The sequence below is a fragment of the Pseudomonas sp. LARHCG127 genome (assembly GCF_052871455.1).
On record NZ_JBIXJT010000011.1, the window covers coordinates 121,995 to 148,462 of the forward strand.

At 58.7% G+C, this 26,468-nt stretch carries 14 protein-coding genes and 2 pseudogenes; 7 read left to right on the forward strand and 9 right to left on the reverse strand.

Features of this window, described 5'->3' with window-relative positions; all coding sequences use genetic code 11:
* Positions 1 to 34: 34 nt before the first annotated feature.
* On the reverse strand, positions 35 to 928 hold the full coding sequence (ptrR, locus tag ACIPQ1_RS19410; RefSeq protein WP_411386785.1) for a putrescine utilization regulator PtrR: 894 nt from the start codon (positions 926 to 928) through the stop codon (positions 35 to 37).
* Between the two features lie 104 nt (positions 929 to 1,032).
* Between ptrR and ACIPQ1_RS19415 the strand changes: the two genes are divergently transcribed.
* Positions 1,033 to 2,205 (forward strand): MFS transporter, encoded by a 1,173-nt coding sequence (locus tag ACIPQ1_RS19415; protein ID WP_446534630.1) that lies wholly within the window; start codon positions 1,033 to 1,035, stop codon positions 2,203 to 2,205.
* Here the strand turns inward: ACIPQ1_RS19415 and ACIPQ1_RS19420 are convergent, their stop codons facing one another.
* Both ACIPQ1_RS19420 and ACIPQ1_RS19425 read right to left on the reverse strand, forming a co-directional pair.
* Complete coding sequence (locus tag ACIPQ1_RS19420; RefSeq protein ID WP_186730818.1) at positions 2,206 to 3,660, reverse strand: NCS1 family nucleobase:cation symporter-1; 1,455 nt, start codon at positions 3,658 to 3,660, stop codon at positions 2,206 to 2,208.
* 426 nt (positions 3,661 to 4,086) lie between these two features.
* Complete coding sequence (locus ACIPQ1_RS19425; protein WP_186704614.1) at positions 4,087 to 4,923, reverse strand: CvfB family protein; 837 nt, start codon at positions 4,921 to 4,923, stop codon at positions 4,087 to 4,089.
* A gap of 339 nt (positions 4,924 to 5,262) precedes the next feature.
* Here ACIPQ1_RS19425 and ACIPQ1_RS19430 point away from each other — a divergent pair, with 339 nt between their 5' ends.
* The 3 genes from ACIPQ1_RS19430 (at position 5,263) to ACIPQ1_RS19440 (ending at position 7,304) form a co-directional block, all read left to right on the forward strand.
* The gene (locus tag ACIPQ1_RS19430) at positions 5,263 to 5,451 is read left to right on the forward strand and encodes a hypothetical protein (protein ID WP_018607615.1); all 189 of its coding nucleotides are present in this window, start codon (positions 5,263 to 5,265) and stop codon (positions 5,449 to 5,451) included.
* Positions 5,452 to 5,646: 195 nt separating this feature from the next.
* Entirely contained in the window at positions 5,647 to 6,357 is a 711-nt protein-coding gene (locus tag ACIPQ1_RS19435) for a TorF family putative porin (protein WP_446534631.1), read from the forward strand.
* A gap of 80 nt (positions 6,358 to 6,437) precedes the next feature.
* Entirely contained in the window at positions 6,438 to 7,304 is an 867-nt protein-coding gene (locus tag ACIPQ1_RS19440) for a DUF6279 family lipoprotein (protein WP_434705353.1), read from the forward strand.
* A 136-nt stretch (positions 7,305 to 7,440) separates the two neighbouring features.
* On the opposite strand, the gene ACIPQ1_RS19445 is transcribed toward ACIPQ1_RS19440, so the two are convergent.
* Positions 7,441 to 7,833 carry a transcriptional regulator gene (locus ACIPQ1_RS19445; RefSeq protein ID WP_446534632.1) on the reverse strand — a complete coding sequence of 131 codons (393 nt, stop codon included), beginning with the start codon at positions 7,831 to 7,833 and terminating at the stop codon, positions 7,441 to 7,443.
* A 185-nt stretch (positions 7,834 to 8,018) separates the two neighbouring features.
* On the opposite strand from ACIPQ1_RS19445, the gene ACIPQ1_RS19450 reads away from it, so the two are divergent.
* Positions 8,019 to 8,750, forward strand: a complete 732-nt coding sequence (locus ACIPQ1_RS19450; protein WP_446534633.1) for a DUF899 domain-containing protein — start codon at positions 8,019 to 8,021, stop codon at positions 8,748 to 8,750.
* 199 nt (positions 8,751 to 8,949) lie between these two features.
* On the opposite strand, the gene ACIPQ1_RS19455 is transcribed toward ACIPQ1_RS19450, so the two are convergent.
* Entirely contained in the window at positions 8,950 to 9,207 is a 258-nt protein-coding gene (locus ACIPQ1_RS19455) for a BrnA antitoxin family protein (protein WP_446534634.1), read from the reverse strand.
* The gene (locus tag ACIPQ1_RS19460) at positions 9,185 to 9,463 is read right to left on the reverse strand and encodes a BrnT family toxin (protein ID WP_446534635.1); all 279 of its coding nucleotides are present in this window, start codon (positions 9,461 to 9,463) and stop codon (positions 9,185 to 9,187) included. Before ACIPQ1_RS19460 ends, ACIPQ1_RS19455 begins: the two co-directional genes overlap by 23 nt.
* A 586-nt stretch (positions 9,464 to 10,049) precedes the next feature.
* Here ACIPQ1_RS19460 and ACIPQ1_RS19465 point away from each other — a divergent pair.
* A complete protein-coding gene (locus ACIPQ1_RS19465; protein WP_003184161.1) occupies positions 10,050 to 10,322 on the forward strand; it encodes a hypothetical protein in 273 nt (90 codons plus the stop codon).
* 84 nt (positions 10,323 to 10,406) lie between these two features.
* Here the strand turns inward: ACIPQ1_RS19465 and ACIPQ1_RS19470 are convergent.
* Positions 10,407 to 10,813, reverse strand: a pseudogene (locus ACIPQ1_RS19470) (IS66 family transposase); the annotation flags it as partial.
* Positions 10,814 to 11,079: 266 nt separating this feature from the next.
* Between ACIPQ1_RS19470 and ACIPQ1_RS19475 the strand changes: the two are divergent.
* Positions 11,080 to 11,388, forward strand: a pseudogene (locus ACIPQ1_RS19475) (IS4 family transposase); the annotation flags it as partial.
* Between the two features lie 90 nt (positions 11,389 to 11,478).
* Here the strand turns inward: ACIPQ1_RS19475 and ACIPQ1_RS19480 are convergent.
* Both ACIPQ1_RS19480 and ACIPQ1_RS19485 read right to left on the reverse strand, forming a co-directional pair.
* Positions 11,479 to 11,877, reverse strand: a complete 399-nt coding sequence (locus tag ACIPQ1_RS19480; protein WP_446534636.1) for a contact-dependent growth inhibition system immunity protein — start codon at positions 11,875 to 11,877, stop codon at positions 11,479 to 11,481.
* On the reverse strand, positions 11,874 to 26,468 hold the full coding sequence (locus ACIPQ1_RS19485) for a hemagglutinin repeat-containing protein (RefSeq protein WP_446534637.1): 14,595 nt from the start codon (positions 26,466 to 26,468) through the stop codon (positions 11,874 to 11,876). Before ACIPQ1_RS19485 ends, ACIPQ1_RS19480 begins: the two co-directional genes overlap by 4 nt.

Genomic DNA, 26,468 nt, shown 5'->3' on the forward strand with positions numbered 1-26,468 from the left:
GTTACTGAATTGATCCAAATCCACCTCCCGGAGTTCAAGCCGATTGCGCCGTGATCATTGGCGCTCGCGGCCACGCCTGTTGTTGCAATTCAATCCAGGCATTCAAGTTGGCCCCGACCATGCCTTTACGCCACATCAGCCAAGTGGTGGCGCTGGCAAACGGCTCGGCCAGCGGATGCACCGTCACCCGCTCGCGGCCCGGCAGGCTGGCCAACATCGACTCGGACATCAACGCCACGCCGGATCCGGCGATCACACACGCCAGCATCCCCTGGTAAGACTCAATTTCCATCGCCCGGCCCATGGTCGCGTGATCATGGGCAAACCAGGCTTCCAAGCGCATCCGGTACGAGCAGCCACGGCGGAACGTGAACACCGCGCGGCCCTGCACATCCAGCGCACTGCGCACCGGCGGGTGATCGGCCTCGGTGATCAGCACCAACCGTTCGTCGCACAACGGCACGCCATCCAGCCCCGCCAACTCCAACGGACCGTCCACCAACGCCGCATCGAGCCGATTGGTGAGCAGGCCTTCAAACAGTTCACCACTGGGCCCCGACTGCACTTGCAGGTTCACCGCTGGATACGTCCGGTGATACGCCGCCAGCAGGTCCGGCAAATGCGTCGCCGCCGTGCTGTACATCGTGCCCAGCAGGAAATCCCCGGCCGGCTGTCCGCCCTGCACCGCTGCGTGGGCTTCGTCGTGCAAGGCGAAGAGCTTGGTTGCATAGTCCAGCAGGACTTTTCCTGCCGGTGACAACTGCAAGCGCTGACGCTCTCTTAGGAAAAGGTCTACGCCCAACTGCTCTTCGAGCTGCTTAAGCCGGGTCGACAGATTCGAGGGCACCCGGTGCAAGCGCTCCGCAGCCCGGGTGATCGAACCTTCCTCGGCCACGGCCTGGAAAATCCTTAACTGGCTGAACTCCACGACCTTCTCCAAAAAAGAACAAGTTACTCACTATTATTCATTTTTAATGAAAGTCAATCAGTCCTAGCCTGACGGTCATTCGCCCCGACACCCGGAGAACGACCATGTCACCTCTAATTCGCCTGCTTGGCAGTTTCATCGCGCTGATGATGGCCATGGGCATCGGCCGCTTCGCCCTCACACCGCAGTTACCTCATTTGATCGGCGAAGGTCAGGTCGACTTGACCGCCGCCGGTCTGATTGCCGCCGCCAACTACCTGGGTTATTTCCTCGGTGCCCTGGACGCCATGTTCGCCCGGCGCCCGGAACAGGTGCGGCGGCGGTTGCTCGGCGGCCTGTGGCTGTGCGTGCTGCTGACCCTGGCGTCGTTCTGGGCCTGGGGCTTCTGGCCGCACCTGGCATTGCGCTTCGGCACCGGCGTAGCGAGCGCCTGGGTGATGGTGATGATTACCGCCCTGAGCCAACCCTTGGCAGCGGCGACGGGACGGCCGCGGCTCGGCGCCCTGGTGTTTGCCGGTCCTGGATTGGGGATTTTCCTGACAGGTTTGTTGGCGTTGGGCTCGAACCTGCTGGGCCAGACTTCCGCAACCCTGTGGCTGGCGTACGCCGGCGTGGCGCTGGCGATGTTGCTGGTGATTCTGCCGATCCTGCCGCAACCCGCCGCAACCGCGACCGTTGCCGCGCCAGTCACCTCCTCGCCGAATCGTGGCATCGCTCGACTGGGCGTGGTGTATGCCTTGTACGGCGTGGGCTACATCATTCCGGCCACGTTCCTGTCACAAATGGCCTCGGCGCAGTTCCACGGACAATGGCTGGCGGACCTGTTCTGGCCCTGCTTCGGCCTGGCCGCCGCCATCGGCGTGTTGCTGGTCAGCTTGCGGCGGCCGAACCCGAACAGCACCGGTCGCTGGCTGATCGGTACGCTCTGGCTGCAAGCCGCTGGGGTGTTTGCCTGCCTGCTGGGCAGTGGGCCGGGGCTGGCGCTGGGGGTGATCCTGTGTGGTGCGCCATTCCTGGCCTGCATGCAGCTGGTGATGCTGCGCTCCCGGGAACTGGCCCCCCACGCCACCCAGCGCAACGCCGGCCTGCTGACCGCCTGCTTTGCCGTGGGTCAGCTCAGCGGGCCGTTGCTGGCAGCGCTGAGCAGCCATTTCAGCGGCGGCCTGCAACCGGCGCTGATCATTGCCGGCAGCGGCCTGCTGTTGGCTGGCGGCCTGTTGCTGCGGCCCGCCAGCCGGGGCGCGGTGGGCCCATGCGCCCAGACCGCCCTGCGTTGATCAGGCCTGGCCGGCCGGGCTGAACGCTTTGCTCGATTGCGCGGTCGGCTCTCGTAGGGCCAGGGCGAAATACAACACCCCGCCGAGGAAGCAACCGGTGAACCAGGCGAAGTTGGCCATCGGTTGCAGCAGCGGCGTGAAGGTGATTGCCACACCCATCAAGGTCGCCGGGATCAGCGCCTTGACCGCAGTCCAGTTGATACCGCCGCTGTAGTAATAGCGTCCGCTCGGCCCGTCATTGAACAGCGCATCGACGTCGATCTGCTGTTTTTTGATCAGGTAGTAATCCACCAGCAGAATCCCGAACAGCGGGCCGATGAAGGCGGCCAGCACGTCCAGGGTGTAGTGGATCACTTCAGGGTTGTTGAACAGGTTCCACGGCGTGATGAAAATCGACGCCACCGCCGCGATCATGCCACCGGCGCGCCAACTGATCTTGCTCGGCGCGACGTTGGCAAAGTCGAACGCCGGGGACACAAAGTTGGCGACAATGTTGATGCCGATGGTGGCGGTCACGAAGGCAAAGGCCCCCAGCAGGACGGCCACGTCGTTGTCGATGCGCGCCACGGTGGCAATCGGGTCGTGGAGCATTTCACCGAACACCGGCAAGGTCCCGGAAACAATCACCACGGTGACCAGGGAGAACGCCAGGAAATTCACCGGCAGCCCCCAGAAATTGCCCCGGCGCACGTCAGACATGCTCCGGCAGTAACGGCTGAAATCGCCGAAATTCAGCGTCGGGCCGGAAAAGTACGACACCACCAGGGCCGTCGCCACAATCACCTGGCCGAACGCTTGCCAGCCAGACAACGACTTTTCCGCCAGGGTGAAGCTGATATTGCTCCAACCGGCCTTCCACACGATCCAGCCGGCCAACAGGAACATCACCGCATACACCACCGGTCCGGCCCAATCGATGAAACGCCGGATCGACTCCATGCCGGTCCAGAACACCAGCGCCTGGACGAACCACAAGCTGAGGAAACCGAACCAGCCCAGGTAGGACAAACCGGCAAAATGCGGCGTCGCGTAGACTTCCATCGAAGGAAAAAACCGCAGCACCACGATGATCAGCGCGCTGGACGCCAGGTACGTCTGAATCCCGTACCAGGCTACGGCGATCAGCCCGCGGATCACCGCCGGAATATTCGCCCCGAACACGCCGAACGCCAACCTGCAAATGACGGGGTAAGGCACTGCCGCCTGCTGGCTCGGCTTGGCGACCAGATTGGCGATCAACTGCACGATGCAGATCCCGCCGAGCAACGCGATCAGCACTTGCCAACTCGCCAGGCCCAAGGCGAACAGGCTGGCAGCGAACACATAGCCGCCGACGCTGTGCACATCACTCATCCAGAACGCGAAGATGTTGTACCAATTCCATTTCTGCGGCAGCGGGCCCAGGTCCTGGTTATAGAGGCGGGGGCTGTAGCCGTTGGGCAATTGCTCGGACATTGCGGGGCTCCTTTTGAGTACCGCCGTGCCCCCGTATCGACCTGCTCACCATACTGCGCACGGGAGCCGGCATGGTTTGTATACGGGTTGCTACGCAGAATGCGTGCCATAGGCGTGGAATATGAGACAAACCGGGGTGTGTAGCGGGGGCTAAAGCCAGGCAAGCGCAGGCATGCGCCCACGAACAGGGCGTGGATGCATGCTAAAGGTGCAGGAGTTTGTATACAGAGATGAGCACCCGTGGCGAGGGAGCTTGCTCCCGCTGGGCTGCGAAGCAGCCCCAAAAGCGGTTGTATCACCACAGCATGTCAGGAAGAACGCCGGGGCCCGCTGCGCAGGCCAGCGGGAGCAAGCTCCCTCGCCACAAGGTCACAAGCCACTGGATCATTGATCACAAGGTTCACAAGCCAAGGATTCTGCGTTCGATCAGCTCAATTCAATGCGATCCGCATGAATGACAATCTGCCCATTCTTGTACAGCGCACCAATGGCCTTCTTGAAGTTGCCCTTGCTCACGCCGAACAGGCTGCTGATCAGCGCCGGGTCGCTCTTGTCGCTGACCGCCAGGGTGCCGTTGTTCTCACGCAACTTGGCGAGGATCTTGGCGTTGAGGCTGGTGGCGGCCTCCTGGCCAACGGGCTGCAGGCTCAGGCTGATCTTGCCGTCCGGACGGATTTCCTTGATGAAGCCCTTTTCCTGTTTGCCGGCGCGCATGAACTTGAAGATTTCATTCTTATGGATCAGGCCCCAGTGCTTGTTATTGATGATCGCCTTGAACCCCATGTCGGTGGCTTCGGCGACCAGCAAATCCACTTCCTGGCCCGGCGTGTAGTTGGCCGGGGTCTTGTCCAGATAACGATCCAGGCGCGCCGTGGCGGTGATGCGGCGGGTGTGCTTGTCGAGGTAGACGTGCACCACGCAGTATTCGCCGGCGGTCATCTGGCGCTTTTCTTCGGAATACGGCAGCAACAGGTCCTTGGGCAGGCCCCAGTCCAGGAACACGCCGATGCTGTTGATCTCAACCACTTTCAGGCTGGCGAATTCACCGACCTGGACCTTGGGTTTTTCTGTGGTAGCGATCAGTTTGTCGTCGCTGTCCAGATAAATGAAAACATTGAGCCAATCTTCATCTTCGCTGGGAATATCCTTGGGAATATATCGATTGGGCAGCAGGATTTCGCCGTCCGCACCGCCGTCCAGATATAAACCGAAGTTAGTGTGTTTAACCACTTGCAAACTGTTGTAGCGCCCGACTAAAGCCATTTCCAATACCCTCATTGCGTGGGCGGCATTCTACCCGGTTTTGCGGTGCGATTCGTGGCCGCCGGCACGGTTTGCCGACAAGGCCCGGCACAACCTTTGATTTTCCTGGGTTTTCATCCCGGGCACGGCCATTCGTCAGGCGAGCGGCGGTGCGTACCGCTTGCCATCGGCACATTATTTTTCGCACGGTTGTTATTTAAAACAGGGGCTTAGGGCAATAATTGACGGATAACCGCGCATTATTCCCGTCACGCCGACGAAAATTCAGAAGGATATTTGCCAAGCAATTGTCAAGTATTTCCTGTACGATGCCTGGCCCAATTAATTATCTACAGGTTAATGGCCGTCATGCGCGTAAAAGCATCCAACAGCAAAGCAAAGCCAGCTCCAGCCGTTGAAACCAGCGAGTCGATCAACGACCAGATCGCTGCGTTCCTCAAGTCCGGCGGCGAGATCCAGCAAATTGCCAAAGGCGTCAGCGGCCAGACATTCGGCCCGTCCAAGCAGATCAGCCTGGGCAAGAAGTAACCTGCGCGTCACCTGGTCCCAAAGCGCTTTGAGCTTCGAAGCGCTTGGACTGGAACCCTTCCCGCCCCACTCATTTTCCTATGAATCGACGAACGGCCTTCGCTGCCGAGTATTCGCCGGTATGCTTGCACCTCTCTAGCCCAAGCGTTTCAGCCTAGTTACCGATCCTGCTTCTCGCTTTTCATGGAGTGAAGCATGCGCGCCCCTATCGTTCTGCTGATGATCAGCCTGCTGACCTGTTCCCTCGCCCAAGGGCAGGTGTTCCAGCGCGAACTCGGCGACTTCGACCTCAAACTCGGCACCACTCCCAGCCGCAGCATGGCCCAGGGCCTGGTCACGCCGTCGAGCACCGGTTCGTTCCATGGTGGCCTTGACCTGAGCCACGACAGCGGCTGGTACGTCGGCCAGTGGTCACCCAGCGCCGGCCTATCCGCCGATCTTGAAGTCGATTCCTACATGGGTTTTAAACAACCCTTCGACCAGACCCTGGGCTACGAAGTCGGCCTGATCCACTACAGCTACCCCACCGTCGATACCCTCGACAGCCAGGAGTTCTACGGCGGCCTGACTGTGCTGGGCAGCCGCTTCGGCGCGGCCCTGAGCAACGATCCGGACAAGCAGAACAGCACACTGTTTGCCGACCTGGGCGGCAATGTGCCGTTCGGCATTGGCATCAGCGCCAAATACACCACCCACCAACTCAATACGCCGGTCTCGGTCGAGAACGGTTCTGTAGGCAGTTTCAGCGACTGGTCATTGAAAATTTCCCGCCCCTGGATGGGCATCGACCTGGACCTGATCTACAGCGACTCAAGCCTCAGCGGCAGCAGCTGCTCGGCGTACTCCGGCCACAACAGCGAATGCAACAGCCTGCTGACCCTCAAGATGGCCCACCCTTTTTACTAAGCGTTACGCATTAATCAGCTGAACTGCTGCGCGCCTGCCATGCTCAAACAAAGCACTTACGCATTCGCAAGGACTCGCTCATGTCGCGCTGGTTAACACGCACCGCCATGTTCATCGCCATGCTCTTCGTGCTCACCGCTTGCAGCCGCGTCGGGCTGGCGTACCGCAACCTCGACCTGATCATCCCCTGGACCCTCAACGACTACCTGGACATCAAAGGCGAGCAAAAAGACTGGTTCAACGAACGCCTCAAGGACCACCTGACCTGGCACTGCACCACCCAGTTGCCCGGCTACCTCGACTGGCTGGATCGCCTCAAGACCATGGTGCAGACCAACCAGGTCACCGACGAAGCGCTACAACAGCGCACCCGGGAAGCCAAGGCCGCCATCGCCGAAACCGCCCGGGCAATCACCCCCTCGGCCATCGAACTGCTGCAAGGCCTGAGCGACGACCAAGTTGCCGACATGGACGCTGCCTTCGTCAAGGACCAGCGTAAACGCCAGCAGCAATACCTCAAGCCGACGCTGCAGGAGCAGATCCAGCAACGCAGCGAACGCATGGTCAAACGCCTGGACGACTGGCTCGGCCCGCTCAACGACGCCCAGCGCCAACGGGTGATGGCCTGGTCCACTGCCCTCGGCGACCAGAACCAGCAATGGATCGCCAACCGCGCCCACTGGCAAAACCAGTTCAGCGAAGCCGTGGCCCAACGCCACAGCCCGGACTTCCCCAAACGCATCGAGCAGTTACTCGTCGACCGCGAAAGCCTCTGGACTCCCGCCTACCGCGAGGCCTTCAGCAAAACCGAAGCGCAGGCCCGCAGCCTGCTGGTGGACCTCATGGCCGAAAGCACCCCGCCCCAGCGCGAACAGCTGTTGAAGAAAATCGACGGGGTGAAGAAAGATTTCACTGATTTGAAGTGCCTGAAGGCAGCACGCTCTTAAAACCACTGAGATCCTGTGGGAGACCCAATGTGGGAGCGAGCTTGCTCGCGATGGCGGCAGAACAGGCAACACATCTGCTGGATGTCAGACCGCTATCGCGAGCAAGCTCGCTCCCACAGGGTTCAGTGCCAACCTGTCAGGCAATCTGCGCCTTCGAAGCCAAATCATCAAAGGTAAACTCATCCAGCGCGTCTTCCTGCTCATCCAACACCTCGCGTGGATGATCATTGCCCGGAATGCTGCTGTCGATCAGGCTCAACAACCGCGAGCCACGCGGCGTCAGCACAAAATTCTCGCCGTTGCCGCCCTCTTCCTCCGGCCGCGGCTCGATATAGCCACGCTCCAGCAGTAACTTTTCATACTCCCCGGCGACCGCTTTCAGATGATCGAGGTTCTCGATTTCCTCGCCTTCAGCCGCTTTTGCCGCCGCGTACTGCTCCGCATAGGGCCGAGGGGTAAAACTGTGGCCAGCGCCGTTCTGCACTTCGTGCAACAACCGTTCGATCAAGTCCCAGTTATAAGTCGTCATCCTGGTCCATCCTCTAAAGAGTGAGATGCCTACCTAGGTTGTGACCGAGGCGCCACGCCACCGTTCAGCCGGGTTGGCGGACGGCCCATCCCGCCAGCCGACCAACGGCCTGTCGAATTTACCCCAGGCCAAACGACCAATGAGTGAAGCGCCGACTTGAGCAACTGCCTACAGGAGAAATCACCATGAACGTAGAGAATCATCCAGTCGTCTCGCGGGAAGAATGGCTCGCCGCCCGTCGCCAGCACCTGGCCCACGAAAAAGCCTTCACCCGCGAACGGGACAAACTCAGCGCCGAACGCCGCACCCTGCCCTGGGTCAAAATCGACAAACCCTACCGCTTCCAAGGCCCCCACGGCGAACTAAGCCTGGCCGACCTGTTCGGCGGCCGCAGCCAACTGATCATCTACCACTTCATGTTCGGCCCCGGCTGGGCAGAAGGCTGCCAGGGCTGCTCCTTCCTCTCCGACCACATCGACGGCGCCAACCAACACCTGGCCCACCACGACGTGGCCGTGGTCGCCGTCTCCCGCGCCCCCTTCGGCGAATTCCAACCGTTCAAGCGCCGCATGGGCTGGGCCTTCGATTGGGTCTCGTCAGAAGGCTGCGACTTCAACTACGACTTCGGCGTTAGCTTCAAAGCCGAAGATACAGCCGCTGGAAAAACCACCTACAACTACGAACAAACCGACACCACCGAAGGCGAACTCCCCGGCCTGAGCGTCTTCTATCGCAACGAAGCCGGCGACATCTTCCACACCTACTCCACGTACGCCCGCGGCCTCGACATCCTGGTCGGCACCTACAACTACCTCGACCTGACGCCCAAGGGCCGCAATGAAGACGAAATCATGGACTGGGTGCGGCATCACGATAAATACGAAGAGGCCAGGCCTCACGGCTGCTGCCACGGCTGATGCGCCAACCCGCCCAGTCGAGCGCGATCCCTGTGGCTAGAGAGCTTGCGCCCGCTCGACTGAGCAGTAGTCGCCCGTTTTGCCTTAACCACAGCGTTGCGCGATAGGTTTGATGTAATCGGGAGAGCTGCGAGCGCAGGTAACAGAGTTAATGACAACGAGCGACTTCTCAGTCGCCCGCTTCATAGCATTAATTTGCTCATCGCCGCTGGCCCTGCTGGGCTTGCATGTATTGGCGAAGAAGCTGATTGATGCGTGTCTGATAGCCCGCGCCCTGCCCCTTGAACCACTCAACCACATCGGCATCAAGGCGAATAGTCACCGCCTGCTTTACCGGCACACGCAGCTCGGCGCGACGGAAGAAGTCCTCATCCAATTCGGGGATATCGCTGGTATCGATGTCCGCGTCATCCAACTTGGCCAAGCGCTCCCAGTCAGTTTTCGATGGTTTCGACATAACGTATGGCCTCCTGCTTAGTGGCTTTTCGGGCGGAGATGATGCGGATCACATCGTCCCGCCGTTCGGTGTACACGACCACGCCAATCAACGTTTTGATCACTCCGATAGTGATCCAACGCTCTTCGCCGTAGGCCATTCGGTCATCGTGGAAAACCAGCATCGGATGCTGGAAAATGCCCGGCACGTCGTTGAAGTCGATGCCGTGCTTAAGAATGTTGGCCCGGTTCTTGGCTTCGTCCCATTCAAATAGCATGGGACCTTCTGTACTTACTTACGTACATACACACTACTCTCCTCTGCAGAAATACACAGCCCCGGTAGCTCGATGAGATGACCACCGGATCACCAGCGACATTGGAAACAGCTCAGAAGACGCAACCGTATTCGACGCATGACGCCCCTTTCCCGATGATTACTGTCGTAACCGTCCATCTGAAATCAGACGCATCCTGTAAAAAAGTACGAAAGGTCCTCCACAGAGGTGGAAATCTCCTGCGAAATGGACAGAGATGATGGCAAACAGCTCGTAGGAAACGGGGGGCTGACTTCGCATCACGGTGAATACGAAAGAGGAAAGCCCCACGGTTGCTGATACGGCTAAGCACAATCCATAAGTCGATCATCGCTCCCGTGGCGAGGGAGCTTGCTCCCGCTCGACTGCGCAGCAGTCGCCCGCTTTAAGCCGACAAATGCCAGGCCAAACGTCCTACATGAAGCTCGGAAAGCGGTGTCTTGTGGCATTGGAGGGGGTCAGCCTATAGTCCCCTGTCGCCCCAAAAGGCGACCGGGTTTGGCGACCCGATCTACAGAGAGACTCATCAACTTTCGAGGCTCTGCTTATGACCCGATACATGCCCATCACCGGAATCGACTGCACCCCAGCCACCCTGCTCATCGACACCGAAGCCCCACTCGACGTCCTCTTCGAAACCGCCGATTACCGCATCCGCACCGTGACCCAACTGCTGGAAAACATCGCGTTCCGTTCGGATATCAGCTCCGATACGGTGGTGCTTTCGGACTTTTGCAAGATGCTGACGATAGCGTTGCGTGATGGCTGTGATGTGATGGATGTGATTGGGAGGCGGTTGCGGGCGCAAGCTGCTGAGTAACGAAAACGGGCGATCTTTGGGTCGCCCATTTCACTTTCTAATTAGTGGAATAACGAGGCACTTGCTTGCTCCTAAAGTAAGCGCTCCATAAACCACTTTACGAACGTGCTTGATCACACGGATCTGCATCGGCACGATTTCAAGCTGCTCGCTGACTTCCTCGCCAATGACGTGTTTGCGGCAGCCGCAAGCACACGTCAGTTCATGCTCGGGAAGTTCGTGGATGACTTCGATACGTGGCAGGTCGGCAGGCAGCGGCTTGCGTTTGCCGCGACGCTTGGCCGACGCGACAACCTCTTCTTCAACGTCTTCGTCGACAGGCTCGGCGATGCTTTCCGCCTCGTTGAAAAGAGCTAGCTGAGGCGCTTCCAGATCGGCCGTCTGCTCGGACTTACGTCCGAACAGGCGCTGGCGCAGCAGCGCGTTTTCTTCTTCAAGATGAACGCTGCGGCCTTGTTAGACTCGCGCTCAAGATCAAAACCGTCGAGCATCCAGTTGAGCGCCTGGACGGTCAGGACAATTGCCAAAACCGCCAGAGCGCACTTATTTTGTTGTTGCGCGTAAGCGGATGGCCAAAAAGAAATCTGAATGTTCTGCGTATTGTCTGCATAATAATTTACAAGGTGGTCTTGTACCAGTCGATGGTTAACTCAATACCTTTTTGAATATCAACGCGGGGCGTCCAGCCCAGGCGCAGATGGATTTCTTCTATATCGACCATACGGCGGCGGATGTAATCAATATCGCGCTCGGGAATGCGCACAACCTGATACGGATGCTCATGGCGCAATCAGCTCTGTTGGCCGACTGTCTGCCTCGCGAGCTGAGCTTCAAACATAGCCTTCAGCTGTGCCTTGCGTTGAGGCAGTACGGGGTTCAGGAGCAAGAAGATCAGATGCTGAATCTGCTTGAGCTGATTGCCCTGAAACGTGTTGGCAGGCGTCCTGGCAGGATTGAGCCGCGCGCGATAAAACGAAGACTCAAGCCTTACCCCATGCTGATGAAAACACGTCGATCAGCCAGGGCTGAGGTCAGGAAGAATGGTCACCCGAAGAAGGTTAAGTAAGTGCCATTCAAATCTGTCCCTTTTTTCCTTTTTTCAATCCTGTCCCTTTTTTCAATCCTTAGAAGGCGTCGCATGCCCCTAAGGGATCCTTTATTCATTAACATTTTTAAGAGACTCTATTAAACCAAGAGATTCTTTTAACAGCTCGGCATCGCTAGTTATCTGGATGGCTTTATATAATACCCCGACAATTTGGTGGACCAAATATGAGTTCTCCTTAAAAAAACTCACATCCAAGCTCGCAATAGCAGAAATAAGCTCACCATCATAGCGCTCGCCCGCCAAAACATCATTATTTAGCAACTCTACAGCCACAGGTAATATTTCACAAACAAACAAGCTCTGTCTTAACGAACGACAGATGTCTCCCACCCCTAATTTAGCCAGAGGAGTATCACGCACTGAGAGGTACCACTCTGTTAGCGCGGATGGGTTTTCCTCTGACAACCAACCAACAGATTCCTTTCTTTCCAGCTCACGAAAGTTCATATACCCACACCATTTAAAGCCGACTCAATACGACGAATAGTTTCTAAAGCCCTTTGACGTGCGGCTTGTGCAGCCGGATCATTCACACCTTTCAAAGTATCTGCATGATTCCGTAGCCCCCGCAGTATATCGTTCATTTCTTTCAAGTGATCCCAATAACCACCACCTGGCTTCGGAACAGGATCTCCAGCCATGTCCTTCAAGGTACCGATAATGTCGCTTTCCTTCAAATTAACGAGAATGTTATCAATCTTATTTATCGCTCTTTGCTGCCCCTGGCTCAATTTAAGTACGATGTGCCCGGTTCCGTCTGAAACTCCTCCCTTGCCTGCAACCGACAGTACCCTTTCGCCCCCCTTTATGCCAAGAGATTGGACACCACCCAGCACGGCATCAATCAAGAACTCGGAAGCCACAACATAAGGTTCGCCGTTCAGAATACTATCGGCATCCGATTTGGCCTCCTCATGCACCCCCCTCATGAATTCTGAGGTCCGGTCGGTAAGCTTAGCCGCCAAATCAATCGCCGCCTGCTCCTTCAGCTTCTCAGCTTCCTCTCCAAACACCTGATCAATCACCGCATTCGCTGCCACGCTGACAGTGAGTTTCAAGGGTCCCATGATCGCTTGGATAGACAGCGAAATAGCCTGCATCTCCTCTACTGGAAGTTTGCCGGCAACCTTCAACGCTTCTACGAGTGGATTGAGCATGGCCTCGCCCATATTGCGCGGAAGGGTATCAATTCCTATCTCCTCGAGATCCATCGCACCCGGTTTCGAATCAGACGGCGTGTTAACAGAGCCATTTTTCTCATCGTTTAGAACGTGGAGCTGTCCATCGTAGGAAGCCGCTAGAGCAGCAAAATCACCTAGTGCTTTCAGCACATTCTCATCGAGTGCCCCGAGCGTTTTGGGGTCAACACCCGCACGAACGAGGTTCTTGGTAATCGCAAGGGCACGCTCCTCGTCAAATGCCTTACGAACGTTTGCCGGTATATCACCGCTATCTACATGTTGAGCCTGGATATCGTTCCATGTGTCGGTAACCGTTGTTAAGACCTGCTTGAGCTGCTCCTTCTGAGTCTTGGGAAAGTTGACGACGTGCTCGGTCCAGCTTTCAACGGTAGCAATCGGGTGCAATACCGCATCAATAGACGTATTACTCACATACAATTCCGTGCGATGTTCATCATCCCGAGTCACTTCGTACGCCTTGCTCACATCCCGATTGAGCCCCGCAGTGGAGTCCGTACCCGTGACATTGTCGTCACGCACAACAATCTCACCCGCCCCCACCGTGGCACGAAGAATCTGCTCACGATCCTTGTTGTAGTTATAACCCTCGAGCGCCCAGCTATTTTTCTCCTTTCCTTCCATGCCCTTGTTGGGTTTGTCGGCTTGCGCTCCACCACCAGTGTTGTAGCTACCGCTGACGTTCAGGTAGTAACCGTGCTCATTGTCTTTGCCGGTGATATCGCGGAAACCCAACGTATCGGTATCGAGCTTCAAGTTGCCATTATCAGCAGCCACTACCGCCCCATCCAGCTGCGTATGGTCCTGCGTACTGATGTCGACTTTGTTCTTGCCGCTAATGACTGTCTGGTTCTCGACCCAATTGGTTTTGCCATTGGTCTGGCCGTAACCCACCGAGCCGCTGACGGTTACACCGTAACTTACGGCGACCGTAAGGCTCGCATCGAACTCTTTACCCTCGGCTTTGCCTGTATTCGGCACCGAGGTTACGGTGAGGTTACGACCCACATCACCGATCACCTCATCCCCGCGTAACGTGGCACCAGCAACGGTAGTGTCACGCCCGCTCTCAAAGTTCAGCTGGTTGCCGGCGTAGAGGTACGCCTCTTGCTGCTGGATCCCTTCTCGCTCCAGATTTCCAAGGCCGACATTAACGCTGCCATACACACCAACACCGTCTTGTCCCAGTATGAGGCCGCCTTCAGCTCCCCAACTGCGGCGACTGCTTTCACTGCTAGAGGCGTTTTGCGCCGACAGGACCTTCAGGTCGTTGCCAGCCTTGAGCTTGATATCCCGCTCGGCATTCGCCTCGGTGCCGATCAGGGTCAGGTCGTTTTTGGCGTTCAGGTTGATGTCATTACCGGCGTTGAGCTGTGTCGCCGTGGAGGTGCCCTGTGTCGACTCGTCTTTGCCGCCGGCGTTGCTCACCCCGACACCCAATTTGAAACCGCCGGTGGTCCCGCCCTTCACACCGCCTTTGCTTTGGGTTTGACGGCTATCCGTGCTTTCAGCCCCGTGAGCTACATCGAGCGTGATGTTGCGTCCACTGACGTTGATGTCATGTCCGGCGTCGAACCGACTGCCAGCTACATTCACGTCGTTACCGGCCTCAAGGCTGATATCGTTACCGGCCGAAAGACTTGAAGGGCGATTAGTCAGTGATGTTTGGGTCTGACTCTCGCTCGTACTTGAACCGCCAATGTGCCCGTCAAATTTGGGTCCGCTAAAAAACTGATCCAGCGCATCGACAGTTTTCAACACGCTCGACGTTTTGCTGACACCGTCTTCACCCTTACCCGAATCGCCCAAGGTATCCATGGTCTTGCCGAAGTTGTAAGCAACGGTGGTCGTGGTGCCGTTACGCTTTACACTTTCGGTGGTGGTGACCTGATTACGCTCGTTGACGGCAAGGATGTTGATGTCATGAGCCGCTTTCAACTTGATGTCGTTATCGGCCTGGAGGTCAGAACCCAATTGATTGATGTTGTGTCCGGCATCAATCCGTACATCATGCCCTGCTTCGACAAGACTACCTGCCGCCGTATTGCCGTTAGCATCACGCCCTTTCTTGATCGTTTCATTGCCCACGAACGTGGTGAAGCCGTTGCTATCGACATCCTGCTTGATGCCGTAGCTTTTATCGGTTTTCCAGCTATTGCTCCTGTGTTGATTGGTACCGGCGAGTATGTTCACGTCACGGCCGGCATCAAGCGTCGCATTCCGATCAGCGCTGACGCCACTGCCGACGATGTTGATATCCCGGGCAGCGTCCAGTATTGCATCGTTCCCCGCCGTGATCTGACTGCCGACGCTGGTGTTGCTGACCACTTCGCGGCCTTTTTTATGGGATGCACTCAGGGTAATGTCGGCCCCTGCCCCCGGCGTGCCAGCAAATAGGCCGACCGTGTCCTTGAAAGACAGGCCCACCTTTTTCTTATATTCCTCGACCCGACTGTAAGCTAGATCATCCGCAGCGGTGAGACTGATGTCGCCAGTCTTATCGACCAAGCCAGCGTGCAGCTCTGCATTATTTTTCGCTGTGATTTCACTTGCTTGCATACCAATGTTATGGCCAGCAATGACCACCACATCGTTATCAGCGCTCAATTCGCTACCCACTTGAGTCACATGAGTCTGCAACTGACTTTTGCCGCTTTTGGACAGGCCGAACAAACCGGTTTTAGTCTTTTTGCTGTAGGCCCCGCTTTCTTCAGTACCGGAAACTACCGCCACGTCTTCGGTGGCGCCAACGACCAGATCATTGCCGGCCTTCAGCTCGCTACCGATAACCGTGACATTTCGCCCGCCATTCAGACTGACATTGCCATCTCCGTCGACGGATGTGTTAACGGTCAGATCCCGTCCCGCCTCGATGACCGAGGCGACATTGGTACTGCTGTAACTTTGTTTCTCCGTTGTTTTGCTCCGACCGAACGAACCTTTTTTCTTCTTGTAGTAGTAAGAAGAACTTTCATCTTGTGCGGAGGCAATGATGACGTCTTGATCAGCGTCGAGACTGATGTCTTCTTCGGCCTTGATTCGGCTGGCGATAACGCCCAAGTCATTGCCCGCGTAGAGCGCAATATCGCGGCCAGCATTGAGCGAGGAAGCTTGCTGTGTGACGCTGTGTTTTTCCTCCTTGCGTCTTTTGCTGCGGGAAACAAAATCGCTCATATCGGCGGCCGACGTGATAAGGAAATCGAAGTCCGCGCCCATCTCAATATCGCGTTTGGCATCCAGCCGACTGGCAATGGCTGTCACATCACGCTCTGCGCTAATCGAGAGATCCCGTCCAGATGTAACTTCCGCGCCATGCTGCTTGATGGTCTGGTTGAGGAAGTTGTTGCCTCGCGAAACCGTACTGCGGTCCTGAATGGATGTGATATTCACGTCACGACCGGCAGTGAACTCCAGATCACGTCCGCTTTGAATAACACCCCCAATGTTGTTGATGTCTCGACCGGTATCGATTTGCAGGTCATTCGCTGCCTCGATTCTGGAAGCGTTATCAAGATAATCGCGATGAGTTGAGTTGTTGCCGAACCGGGTATCGATACCCGTCACATCACGTTGATTGATCACATCCCCGTGGGTGGTGGTCAGGCTCACGTAACGACCGGCAATGATGCCGCCCGATTTGTTGACAAGGTTGTTACCGGCCAGAAGATCAAGTCGACCGCCCGCTTCGATCAGCCCAGCGTTGGTGAGATCGCTGCCCGCTTTAGCGGAAAGTTTATCAGTGGCACGCAATGTACCCGCGTTAGCTAGAGCCTGCCCTGCGATCAGATTGACGTCACCGCCTTGGATCAACGCACCATTAGGTGCCAGACGATTATTCGCCTGGGCCATATACAGCACCGGCACCAGCACCTTTTCGCCGTTCACTTCGTGCTCTTCAAGCCAGACGATGTCGTGGGTCAGGGCGGCGACTTGTTGGGCGGTGAGGGTGACGCCTACCGACAAGTTGAGGGCGTCCTTGCTGGCGATGGCGTTGTTCATCAGGTACGTGAACATCGCCTCGTCGGAGGTCTGGCCGTCGATGAAGCGTTGGCCGGTACGGGCGACGACGGCCTGTTGGATGAGTCGTTGTTCGAACAGGCCGTCACCCAACCGCTTGGCGCTGGTGTCCGCGTCGTAGCCGAGTTTCGTCAGCAGATAATCCGAGCTGGTGAATGACTTGAGGTTGGTAAGGACCGGGTTGGTTTCGATCAGGTATTTTTGCGGTTTGGAAGCCACGGTTGTGCTGGGTAGCCCCGTGACCCGCGCCACCGTTTGACCGGTGACAGGCACTGGCGCGCTTACCGAGGCGTCGGTTGGGCGACTGACGCCAATTGGCGGCGTGCCCGAAGTGTCCAGCGCAATGTCGGCGCCACGGGTGATGGTGCCATCGAGGCTATGCCCTGGCAGTTGCGGCTTGCCTGTGGATGAGTCCGTTGGGGCGGTGACCTGAATGGCGGACGCGCCGGCGGTGACGCCGCCGCTGTCACGATTCAACAACTGCACCTGTCGTTCGGCGGCGGAAACCTGGGTGACATCGGCGATCTCGATGTCGCGCACATTGGCGATCGGCGCGGCGGTGGATCGATTCGATGCGCTCACGCTGGCGCCGCCGATTGTCCAGTTCTGCGACACGACGGGGGTCTGGGAGGCTGACGCGTCGCTGGCGCCCTGCCCACTCAGCCGGAACAGGCCGTTTTGCCCGGTGGGGAGGCTGAAGCCGGGGAGCGTCAGGGGGTTTATTTGTTGTTGGGCCAAGTCCGGTGGAAGTTGGCTGTTCAGGGTCACGACCGTGGTTTTGCCTGATCCTGCGGCGGCGGTTGTGGTGTTGCGGGACGACGTTGTTATGCCGGTGGAGAATGGGCGCTCCACACCGTTGGTGATTTTGTTTGTTGCGGTAATGGAGACGTTGCCGCCGGCTTGAATGATGGCAGGGGCAAAATTGTCGGATGCGGTGGAAGTAAAAACCTCCTGTTTGAATGGATTGAGGTTTTTTATAAAGTCAGGTAGCTCCGCACGATTGCCCGCGGCAAACTCAGACTGTCCAAATATAATTGCCGACGATGTATTCCAACCCGCCGCGAGCAAAAACACCACCGGACCGATAACCTGGTAAGTTTCTTTATCCGGATTCTTGGAGCCAGTACGCAGAACCTCAGAATAAACTGGGGATTCAGTACCTGCTGCGTTCCAGAAACGCAGATCCTCCTTGTAGCCCGCGTCGTTACGTATATTGTAATTTACAACCTCCCTCATCCTCTCCAAAGAAAGATCATCGTCAAAATACTGGTAGCTCGTGTAGTCTCCCAGAGCTGTACCTGAGTTTTCAAACTCACTTACTGCAACATCGATATCACCTCCAGCACTAACAAGTGAATTTGAATTCAAGAAAGAGAAACCCTTAACGGTCAGATTTTTTCCTGCACTCAACGAAGCCGCTTTAGCCGTCGCATCTCCAGAAACTTTAACTCGATATTGCTGTAGATAAACCAAATATAAAGAAGGTTGCCGATCTGTCCAATAACGTGGAATCGAATCACAGCTATAGCAGCGAACCCCCACCGCCGACGAATACAACTCCGCCTCAGTCTTAAAATCCCCCCGCTTATTGATAATCGAATCCGCATTAATGGAAAAATCCCGCCCACTTTCCATGGTGCCCGAATCATTCTCCATCAACGCCGACCGCCCCCCCAGGTCATTGCGCGCTACATCAATGTCCTCTAGGGCATAAACATCCGACTTACGGTTGGTAAAACTCCCCACCCGCAGCTTCATGTCCCCACCGCTGAACAAGAACCCACCTTGATCGTTCAGCAAGGTCGAAGCCGTCAGTTTCAATCCATCCGCACCAGCAACCGTCCCATAGTTATTAATGGTGCTCGCAGTGATATTCAGCGCACTCGCCGATGTCAGCCGCCCGTAGTTGTTCAGGCTGCCGAGGCCACCGCGCCCACCGATCGTCGTGGTCCCGCCACCGGTAATACTGGCCACGCTACTCAAGTCGATCGCAGCGGCGTCTACCGTCATGTCGCCCAGGCTGGTGACCCGGCCATTGCCGCTATACCGCCCGGTCAACTGCAAGCCCAAGCCACCATCACTGGCGATCAACCCATTGTTGACCCAATTCCCACCCTTGCCTTCCAGTTGCGTCGAAGCCAGCAGTTGCCCCGTCTCGGTCTGGGTGAAGTTGTTGACGTCGACCGTCAGGCGTCCGGCCTGGATGGCGCTGGTGTTGGTCCAGGTGTCGGCTTTGAGCGTCAGGCCGCCACGGGTGACGATGTCGCCGCCGGCGCCAGTGACGTTGGCCAGGGAGATATCGAAGGTGCCGTCGCCCAGATGCAGCAATTGGCCGCCGCTGTTGAGGAAGCTGTTGGCGGACAGGGTCAGGTGAGTGTTGGCGCTTTCCAGCTTGCCGCTGCGGTTGTCGAAGAGGCTGCCGATCTGGAAGTCGGTTTTGCCCGCGCCCCCAAGGGCTCGCAGTTGGCCGGTCTGGTTATCGACGCTCGTAGCGCTGACCACCAAGGTGCTGTCGCTTTCCAGAATGCCGCCACGGTTGGTCAGGGCACCGTCCAGATCCAAATGGATGGCGTTGCCGGCTATCTGCCCGGCGGTGTTGTCCACTCTGGCACCGGTGCCGGCGACCTTGATCAGCCCAGAGGCATAAAGACCGCCGTTGCGGTTGTTGAAGCTGGCGGTGTCGATGATGACATCGCCAGCCTGCGCGGCGATCCGACCACCGTTGTTGTTCAGCCCGGCCAAGGCGCGCAGGTCCAAGCCTTGGCCTTGGATCACGCCCCCCTTGTTGTTCACATCGAAGCCGTTGCGCAGCACGCCCACGGTTCTCGCCTCAAGGGCGCCCTTGAGGCTGGCGAGGGTGCCACCACGGTTGTCGATATTCGCCGCGGTCACGTTGACATCGCCGGTTTGGGCGATGAGCTTGCCGCCCTGGTTATCCAGATTGCCGGCCAGTTCAAGCTTGAGGCCAGTCTGGCCTTGCATCTCACCCTGGCCGTTGGCAAGGCTCGCGGCATCGAGTGCAACATCGGCCGTCTGGCTGTAGATCAGGCCGTTGTTATGGTTCTGCACGGCTCCGGAGGCAGTGATCTCCAGCGCATTTTTCGCGGCGACGGTGCCGGTATTGCTGTTGTCCAGGCCATCGGAGGACAAGGTCAACGAACCTTGGCTGGCGATCTGGCCGCCCTGGTTGCTGATCTGTGTGGCGCGTTCGACTCGCAATGGGCCAACACTGGCGACTTTGCCATTGGTGTTGCTCAGCGCACCCAGCAGGTCCAGGGTCACGGCAGCGTTACCGACTAGTCTGCCGCCGCTGTTGTCCAAGGTGGTGCCGGTGAATTTCAAGGCCTTTTGCGCGTTGACGGTACCGCCAGCGTTGCCCAGGGTCATGGCGTTCATGACCAGGAGGGCGCCGCTGTCGATCAGGCCGCCTTGGGCGTTGTTGAGCAAACCGCCAGTGACCGTCAGGGTCTGGTCGCCGCCGCTGGAAAGAATCCCGCCGCTGCTGTTGTCCAGGCTGGCGGCGCTGACGGTGAGTTTTTGCTGACCGACCAGTGCACCGGCGCCGCTGTTGAGCAGTGCCCCGCTAAGGGTGACGCCGACGTCGCCATTGCGGCTGGAGAGCGTGCCGTTGTTGCGGTTGTCGAGGCTGGTACCCCTGACGTCCAGCCCCTGCCAGCCAGAGATCAGGCCGTTCTGGTTGATCAGGCTGGTGGCGTTGAGGCTAAGCAGGTTGCTGCTGATCAGCTTGCCGCCCGTGTTATCGAGCGTACGTCCGGCCAGGGTGAAGCTTTGGCTGCTGGACACTTCACCGCCCTGGTTATTCAGGTCGCGCAGGCCGTTGAGGGTCAGCGGACCTTTGGCGGTGATCAGGCCATTGCGATTGTTCAGGTCATGGCCGCCCAGGTTCAGCGTCATGGCCTGTTCGCCCATCAGGCGACCGCCGTTTTGCGTCAGCGCCGCCAGGGTCAGGTTCATGTCGCCCTTGGCCGACACTTCGCCGCCGTTGCTGGAGTCCAGGGAATCGGCGCTAAGGGTGAGGTCGCCTTGGGCATTGATCAGACCATTGGCGCTGTTGTTCAGGGCCATGGCATTGAGGACCAAAGCACCGCCCGCCAGCACACTGCCGCCCTGGTTGTTCAGGTCACCGCTGTTGAGCGTGAGCAATTGCGCGGCGCTGATCAGGCCTTGGGCTTGGTTATCCAGTTGCTGATCAACCGTCAGGACGAGATTGCCACGGCTGGTGAGCGTGCCGCTGTTGTTGTTCAGGCTTTGAGCGTGGGCATCGACGCTGGCCGCGCCGATCATGCCTTTGACGTTGTTCAGCGCCTGGGCGATGCGCAGGGTCAGGCCCTGGTTGCTGAGCAGCCGGCCGCCATCGTTGCTGAGGTTTTTAGCCGTCAGGGTGAGGGCCAGGGCACTGGAGATTTCACCGCCCTGGTTGTTCACACCGTTGAGGTTTTTCAGCAGCAACGCCCCGGGAGCATTGATCAAGCCGCTCTGGTTATTGAGCTGGCCGTTGTTCATGTCCAGGCTCAGCGAGGTGTTGCTGAACAGTTGGCCGCCCTGTTGATCAAGGCCGGAAACCGATGCGGTCAACGCGCCTTGGCTGCCGATGCGACCGCCCTCCTGGTTGGTGACCTGGGCGGCCGTGAGGTTCAGCGTGCTGCCACTGTTGAGCCGCCCCTGCTGGCTGTTGTCGAACGCGCCGGTGGTGACGTTTACCGCGCCTTTACCGCTGATGTTGCCCTGCTGACGATTGTCCAGTGCTGCGCTGGTGAGCAGCAACGCGCCGTCGGTGACCAGTTCGCCGCCCTGGTTGTCGAGACGCCCCAGGCTGTGCACGGTCAGGTCCGCCGCACTGGACAGACTGCCGCCGGTGTTGGTCAGGTTGGCGGCGCTGACATGCAGCGTGCCTTCGCTGCTGAGTTGGCCTTGGGTGTTGAGCAGATCGCGGCTCAGGTTGATGCGCTGGTTCTGCTGGCTGATCAGGTAGCCGCCGCTGTTGTCCAGCGCGCCGCCCTCCAGGTCCATCCCGGCCTTGGCGCTGAGCAGGCCTTTGGTGCGGTTGAGCAATTTATCCACGGTCAGTTTCAGCGCTTGCCCGGCGAATACCTGGCCGCCGTCGCTGTTGTCGAGGTTCTGGCTGACCAGCGTGACATCGGCGCTGCCGGACAACTCACCGCCACGGTTATCAAGATCGTCGACATTGAGATCCAGCGCTTTTGTCGCGCCGATCAAACCGGCCTGTCGGTTGTCGAGACTGGCGGCCTTCAGTGTCAGGGCGTCGGTGCTGATCAGTGTGCCCTGACGGTTATCCAACGTGCTGACAGTGGCGTTGAATCCGGTCTTGCCGGCGATGCTGCCGGCACGGTTATCCAGGCGATCAGCGACCAGCAACAACGCACCGTCGGCCAGCAACGAGCCACGCTGGTTGTCGAACACGGTATCGACATTCAAGTCGAGGCGGCCACGACTGCTGACCAGGCCATCGCTGTTGTCCAGGCTGGCGCTGCGGCTGTCCAGGGACGCTGCCCAGATGACGCCGCGGGCGTTGTTGAGCACCTGGGCGGTTCTGAGCATCAGGCCTTGGCTGCTCAGCAATTTACCGCCGCTGTTATTGAGGTTTTGCGTGGTCAGGGTGAAGGCTTGCTGGCTGGAGATTTCCCCGTCCTGGTTATTGACGTCCTTGAGGTTGCTCAGCAGCAACGCATCCGAGGCGTTAATCAGGCCGCCCTGGTTGTTCAACTGACCGTGGTTCAGGTCCAGGCTCAGGCGGGTGTTGCTGAACAGTTCGCCTTGCTGCTGATCCAGCCCGGTGACTGACGCGGTCAGGGCTTGGCTGCTGGCAATACGGCCTGAGGCATTGTTTACCTGCGTGGCGTTGAGCGTGAGCGTAGTGCCCGAGGTCAGGCGCCCGCCCTGGCTGTTGTCGAGGGCACCGGTGGTGACTTGGGTCGCGGCTTTGCCCGAGATCAGGCCCTTTTGGCTGTTGTCCAGGCTGACGCTTTCGAGGGTCAGCGCGGCGTCGGTGCTGATGGCCCCGCCCTGGTTGATCAACCCGCCACCACTGACAATCGACAACACGCCGGCGCTGCTCAGGCTGCCGGCGGTGTTATCGAGGCGGCCCACGTCGACGCTCAATTCCCCTTCGCTGCTGATCAGCCCTTTGTTGTTCAACAGTGCGTTATCGAGGGTGATCACCAGGCCGTTGAGGCTGTCGAGCACGCCTTCGCTATTGTCCAGCGTGGTGCCGCTGAGGGTCATTTGGCCTTGGGCGTGGATGAGTCCTTTGCTCTGGTTGATCAGCTCAGCGACCTTCAACTCCAGATCAGTGCCGGCGATGAGTTTGCCGCCCTCGCTGTTGTCCAGTCGCTGGCCGCCCGCCTTCATGCCAAGCCCCGCGGACAGCTCGCCCGCGCGGTTATCGATCTGCCCGACCTGCAAATCCAGCGCTTTTGTGGTGCCGATCAAACCACCGTTGCGGTTATCGAGAATCTTGCCGGTCAGGCTCAAATTGCCTTGGGCTACCAGCGCACCGCCCTGTTGCTGCAGGGTATCGATAATGGCGGTGAGGTCGGTTTGGCTGGAGATACGACCGAGGCCGTTCTGCACCTCAGCGGCCTTCAAGGTCAGCACACCAACACTGGTCAGCAGCCCGGCGCTATTGTCCAGACGCGAGCCTTCGAAAGTGACGCTGCTCTTGCCCGCGATGACGCCGTTATCACGGTTATCCAGTTGATCGACCGTCAGTTGCAGCGCCTTGTCGGCCCGGATGCTCCCGCCACGGTTGTCGACCGAGTCGCTGCGCAAGGTCAGCAAGTCGTTGCCGGCCAGGCGACCACTGCGGTTATCGAGGCTGCCGGTTTGCAGGTCGATCGCGCCTTTGGCAAGCACTTGGCCTTGGTCCTGATTGTCCAGCAGGCCGCTGATGCGCGCGGTCAGGCTGCCGTCGCTGATCAATTGGCCGCCGTTGCTGTTGTCCAGGCTGGCCGCCTTGATGTCCACGGCCTTACCCGAACCGAGTACGCCGTTGCGGTTGTCCAGCGCGCCGCCAAGATCAATGCTCAAGGCGCTGTCGCCCAGTACCTGGCCGTTGCGGTTATCCAAGGCCATCGCGTTGAGCCGGGTCAGGCCCGCGCTGGAGATTTCGCCATCGAGGTTGGTCAACGTGCCGTCGACGTTTACCGTCAGGTCTGCATCGCTGCCCAGGCTGCCGCCGCTGTTGTCCAGGCTGGCTGCACGCGCTTCAAGGCCGTTGGCTGAGATCAGGCCTTTGGCGTTATTCAACGCCTGGGCAATGACCAGATTGAGACGCTGCTGGCTGACGATCGAACCGGCGCGATTGTCCAGGCTCGTGGCATTCAGGCTGAACGCCTTGTCGCTGGAGATCTCGCCATCGCGGTTGTTCACCGCCGCCAGGTTTTTCAACAACAGGCTGCCCGGGGTGTTGATCAGCCCGCCCTGGTTATTCAACTGCCCATGGTTGAGGTCGAGGGATAGGCGGGTGTTGCTGAACAATTGGCCGTTCTGTTGATCGAGGCCGGTGACACTGGCATCCAGGGCTTTGGCACTGGCGATGCGGCCGCTGGCGTTATTCACTTGGCCAGCCTTCAATAGCAGCGTGTCACTGCTGATCACGTTGCCGCCGACGTTGCTCAGGGCTCCCATGCTGTCGAGGCTCAACGCACCGATGCTGGAAATCTGGCCACCGTCGTTATTTATCTCGGCGGCTTTGAGGCTGGCGGTGGTGTCGCTTTTCACACTGCCCTGGGCGTTGAGCAGTGCCCCGTCCAGGTTTAGATTCAGGCCTTGCTGGGCATAAAGCGATCCCTGGCGGTTGTCCAGTCGTTGCGCGTCGATCGCCAAGGCTGCGCGAGTGGAGATCAATCCCTTGGTCTGGTTGGTCAAGCGTTCGAGGGTCAGGCGCAGGTCGCCATAGGCAATCAGCTTGCCGCTATCGCTGTTGTCCAGTTCGGTGCCGACCAGGGCCAGGACGCCCTGGCTCGACACTTCGCCGCCACGGTTATCCAGCGTGCCGACGTTGAGGCTGCCCGCCTGGGCGGCAGTGACGATGCCACCCTGGCGGTTATCCAGACTCGCCGCGTTGAGGGTCAACAGGCCAGCCGATGACAATAACCCGGCCTGATTGAGCAACTGTGCCGAAATACTGGCGGTGAGCGCTCCGTCGCTGAGCAATCGACCCGCCGTATTGTCCATTGACGCCGCCGTCAACTGAGCGCGTTTGCTGGCGGAGAGCCGCCCGTTCCGGTTGTTCACTTGGCCGCTGGCGTTGATGTCAAGCATCTGCCCCGCCGCCACCAGACCTGCCACGTTATCCAGCGAGGCGACGCGCAACGTGATGTTGCTCAGGCTGTTGAGTTCGCCGCTGCTGTTGTTCAACTGCCCGACGTTGGCTGTCAGGTTGCCGTTGCTGCTGACCACGCCTTGGGCGTTGAGCAACTTATCGGCAGTGATGTTCAGCGCGGTGCCGCTCAGCACCCTGCCCTTGTTTTGGTTGTCCAGGCTCCCGGCTTTGACCGTGGCCGTTTGGCCGGCACTCAAGGTCCCGCCTTGGTTGCCCAGGGTCTGCCCAACATTGGCCGTGAGGTTCCGACTGGCAACGATGCTCTTGCCGTCGTTACTCAGGCTCTGCGCCGTAAGGTTTACATCTCCCGTCGCATTGCGCGTAGCGTCGGCATTGACCCCGGCTTCGATGATGCCGTTGTTGGTCAACTGCCCACCCGCATTCAGCGTGATGCTGTTCCGCGCCGCGAGGCTTTGCTGGTTGCTCAAGTTGCCTTGTGTCTGGGCGTTCAGCGTAGTGCCGGCATAGACCGCACCCCGAGCATCGAGGCTGGCAGCCTTGACGTTGACGGCGCCGCTGGCCGAGGTCTCGGCCAGGCTCAGGCGACCGTTGGCGTCGAGCTGGATATCGCCGCCGCTGGCGATCAGTTTGCCGTCCAGCTTCACGCCGACGCCCGTCTCGGTGCCCACCAGCTTGATCGCACCGGCGTACATGCCCCCCAAGGCCGAGGAGTCGATGGCCAGTTGCGGTTTGACGCTGCCGTCATCGGCGCGGGCTGTGGCGTCGAGGGTATTAGCGTTGACGTCGTTGCGTCCGGCCACAATCGTCAGGTTCTTGGCCTGGATTTCGGCGTTGATCTTGGCGCTGCGGGTGATGATTTCGAAGCGATCAACGTTGTTGGCGTTAAGGCCCGCTCCTTCGATGGCGACGCTGCCCTGGTCCACCTGATAACGATCCAGCCGACCGCTTTCCACCACCGGTTTACCGGTACTCAAGGTCACTTTCGGGCTGTTGATAAAACCGCAACCATTGCAGGTGATGCCATAGGGGTTGGCGACGATGACATGGGCCGACTGTCCCGCCACTTCGGTGTAGCCACGCAACTGGCTGGGGTTGCCGCCGTTGACCTCGTTGAGAATGGTCGTGGCGGCCGTACCGTTGAGGTTCGGGTTGCCGAGGATGATCCCGCCCAGTTGCGTGGACTGCGTGCGGGCGGTGGCGTTGTTGAGGATCACGCCGTTGCTGCCGACGTTGTAATCGCTGAACTGGTTGTGAGACAGGCCGCTGCCGTTGGGCTTGGCGATGTTGACGATGGGCACGCCGTTGCCCGCCCGATCCAGGCCGGTGCCCGGCGCACTGACGATGATGCCGTCGGCCTGGGCCCACATCGGTTGCCAGAACATGACATTGGCCAACAGGAACGCCAGGCCGCGCTTGGGCATGCCCCAGAATTGCTCGCGCGATTGCAGGGTCGCGGAGGGTTGGCGGGCCAGGAAGGCGTGTTGACGGTCGTCCAT

Excerpts from the sequence above, each read along its gene's own strand:
- ACIPQ1_RS19435 (WP_446534631.1), top strand. The coding sequence starts at position 5,647 with ATGCGCGCCCCTATCGTTCTGCTGATGATCAGCCTGCTGACCTGTTCC.
- ACIPQ1_RS19420 (WP_186730818.1), bottom strand. The coding sequence starts at position 3,660 with ATGTCCGAGCAATTGCCCAACGGCTACAGCCCCCGCCTCTATAACCAG.
- ACIPQ1_RS19460 (WP_446534635.1), bottom strand. The coding sequence starts at position 9,463 with ATGCTATTTGAATGGGACGAAGCCAAGAACCGGGCCAACATTCTTAAG.
- ACIPQ1_RS19415 (WP_446534630.1), top strand. The coding sequence starts at position 1,033 with ATGTCACCTCTAATTCGCCTGCTTGGCAGTTTCATCGCGCTGATGATG.
- ACIPQ1_RS19440 (WP_434705353.1), top strand. The coding sequence starts at position 6,438 with ATGTCGCGCTGGTTAACACGCACCGCCATGTTCATCGCCATGCTCTTC.
- ACIPQ1_RS19485 (WP_446534637.1), bottom strand. The coding sequence starts at position 26,468 with ATGGACGACCGTCAACACGCCTTCCTGGCCCGCCAACCCTCCGCGACC.
- ACIPQ1_RS19430 (WP_018607615.1), top strand. The coding sequence starts at position 5,263 with ATGGCCGTCATGCGCGTAAAAGCATCCAACAGCAAAGCAAAGCCAGCT.
- ACIPQ1_RS19455 (WP_446534634.1), bottom strand. The coding sequence starts at position 9,207 with ATGTCGAAACCATCGAAAACTGACTGGGAGCGCTTGGCCAAGTTGGAT.
- ACIPQ1_RS19465 (WP_003184161.1), top strand. The coding sequence starts at position 10,050 with ATGACCCGATACATGCCCATCACCGGAATCGACTGCACCCCAGCCACC.
- ACIPQ1_RS19450 (WP_446534633.1), top strand. The coding sequence starts at position 8,019 with ATGAACGTAGAGAATCATCCAGTCGTCTCGCGGGAAGAATGGCTCGCC.
- ACIPQ1_RS19425 (WP_186704614.1), bottom strand. The coding sequence starts at position 4,923 with ATGGCTTTAGTCGGGCGCTACAACAGTTTGCAAGTGGTTAAACACACT.
- ACIPQ1_RS19480 (WP_446534636.1), bottom strand. The coding sequence starts at position 11,877 with ATGAACTTTCGTGAGCTGGAAAGAAAGGAATCTGTTGGTTGGTTGTCA.
- ACIPQ1_RS19445 (WP_446534632.1), bottom strand. The coding sequence starts at position 7,833 with ATGACGACTTATAACTGGGACTTGATCGAACGGTTGTTGCACGAAGTG.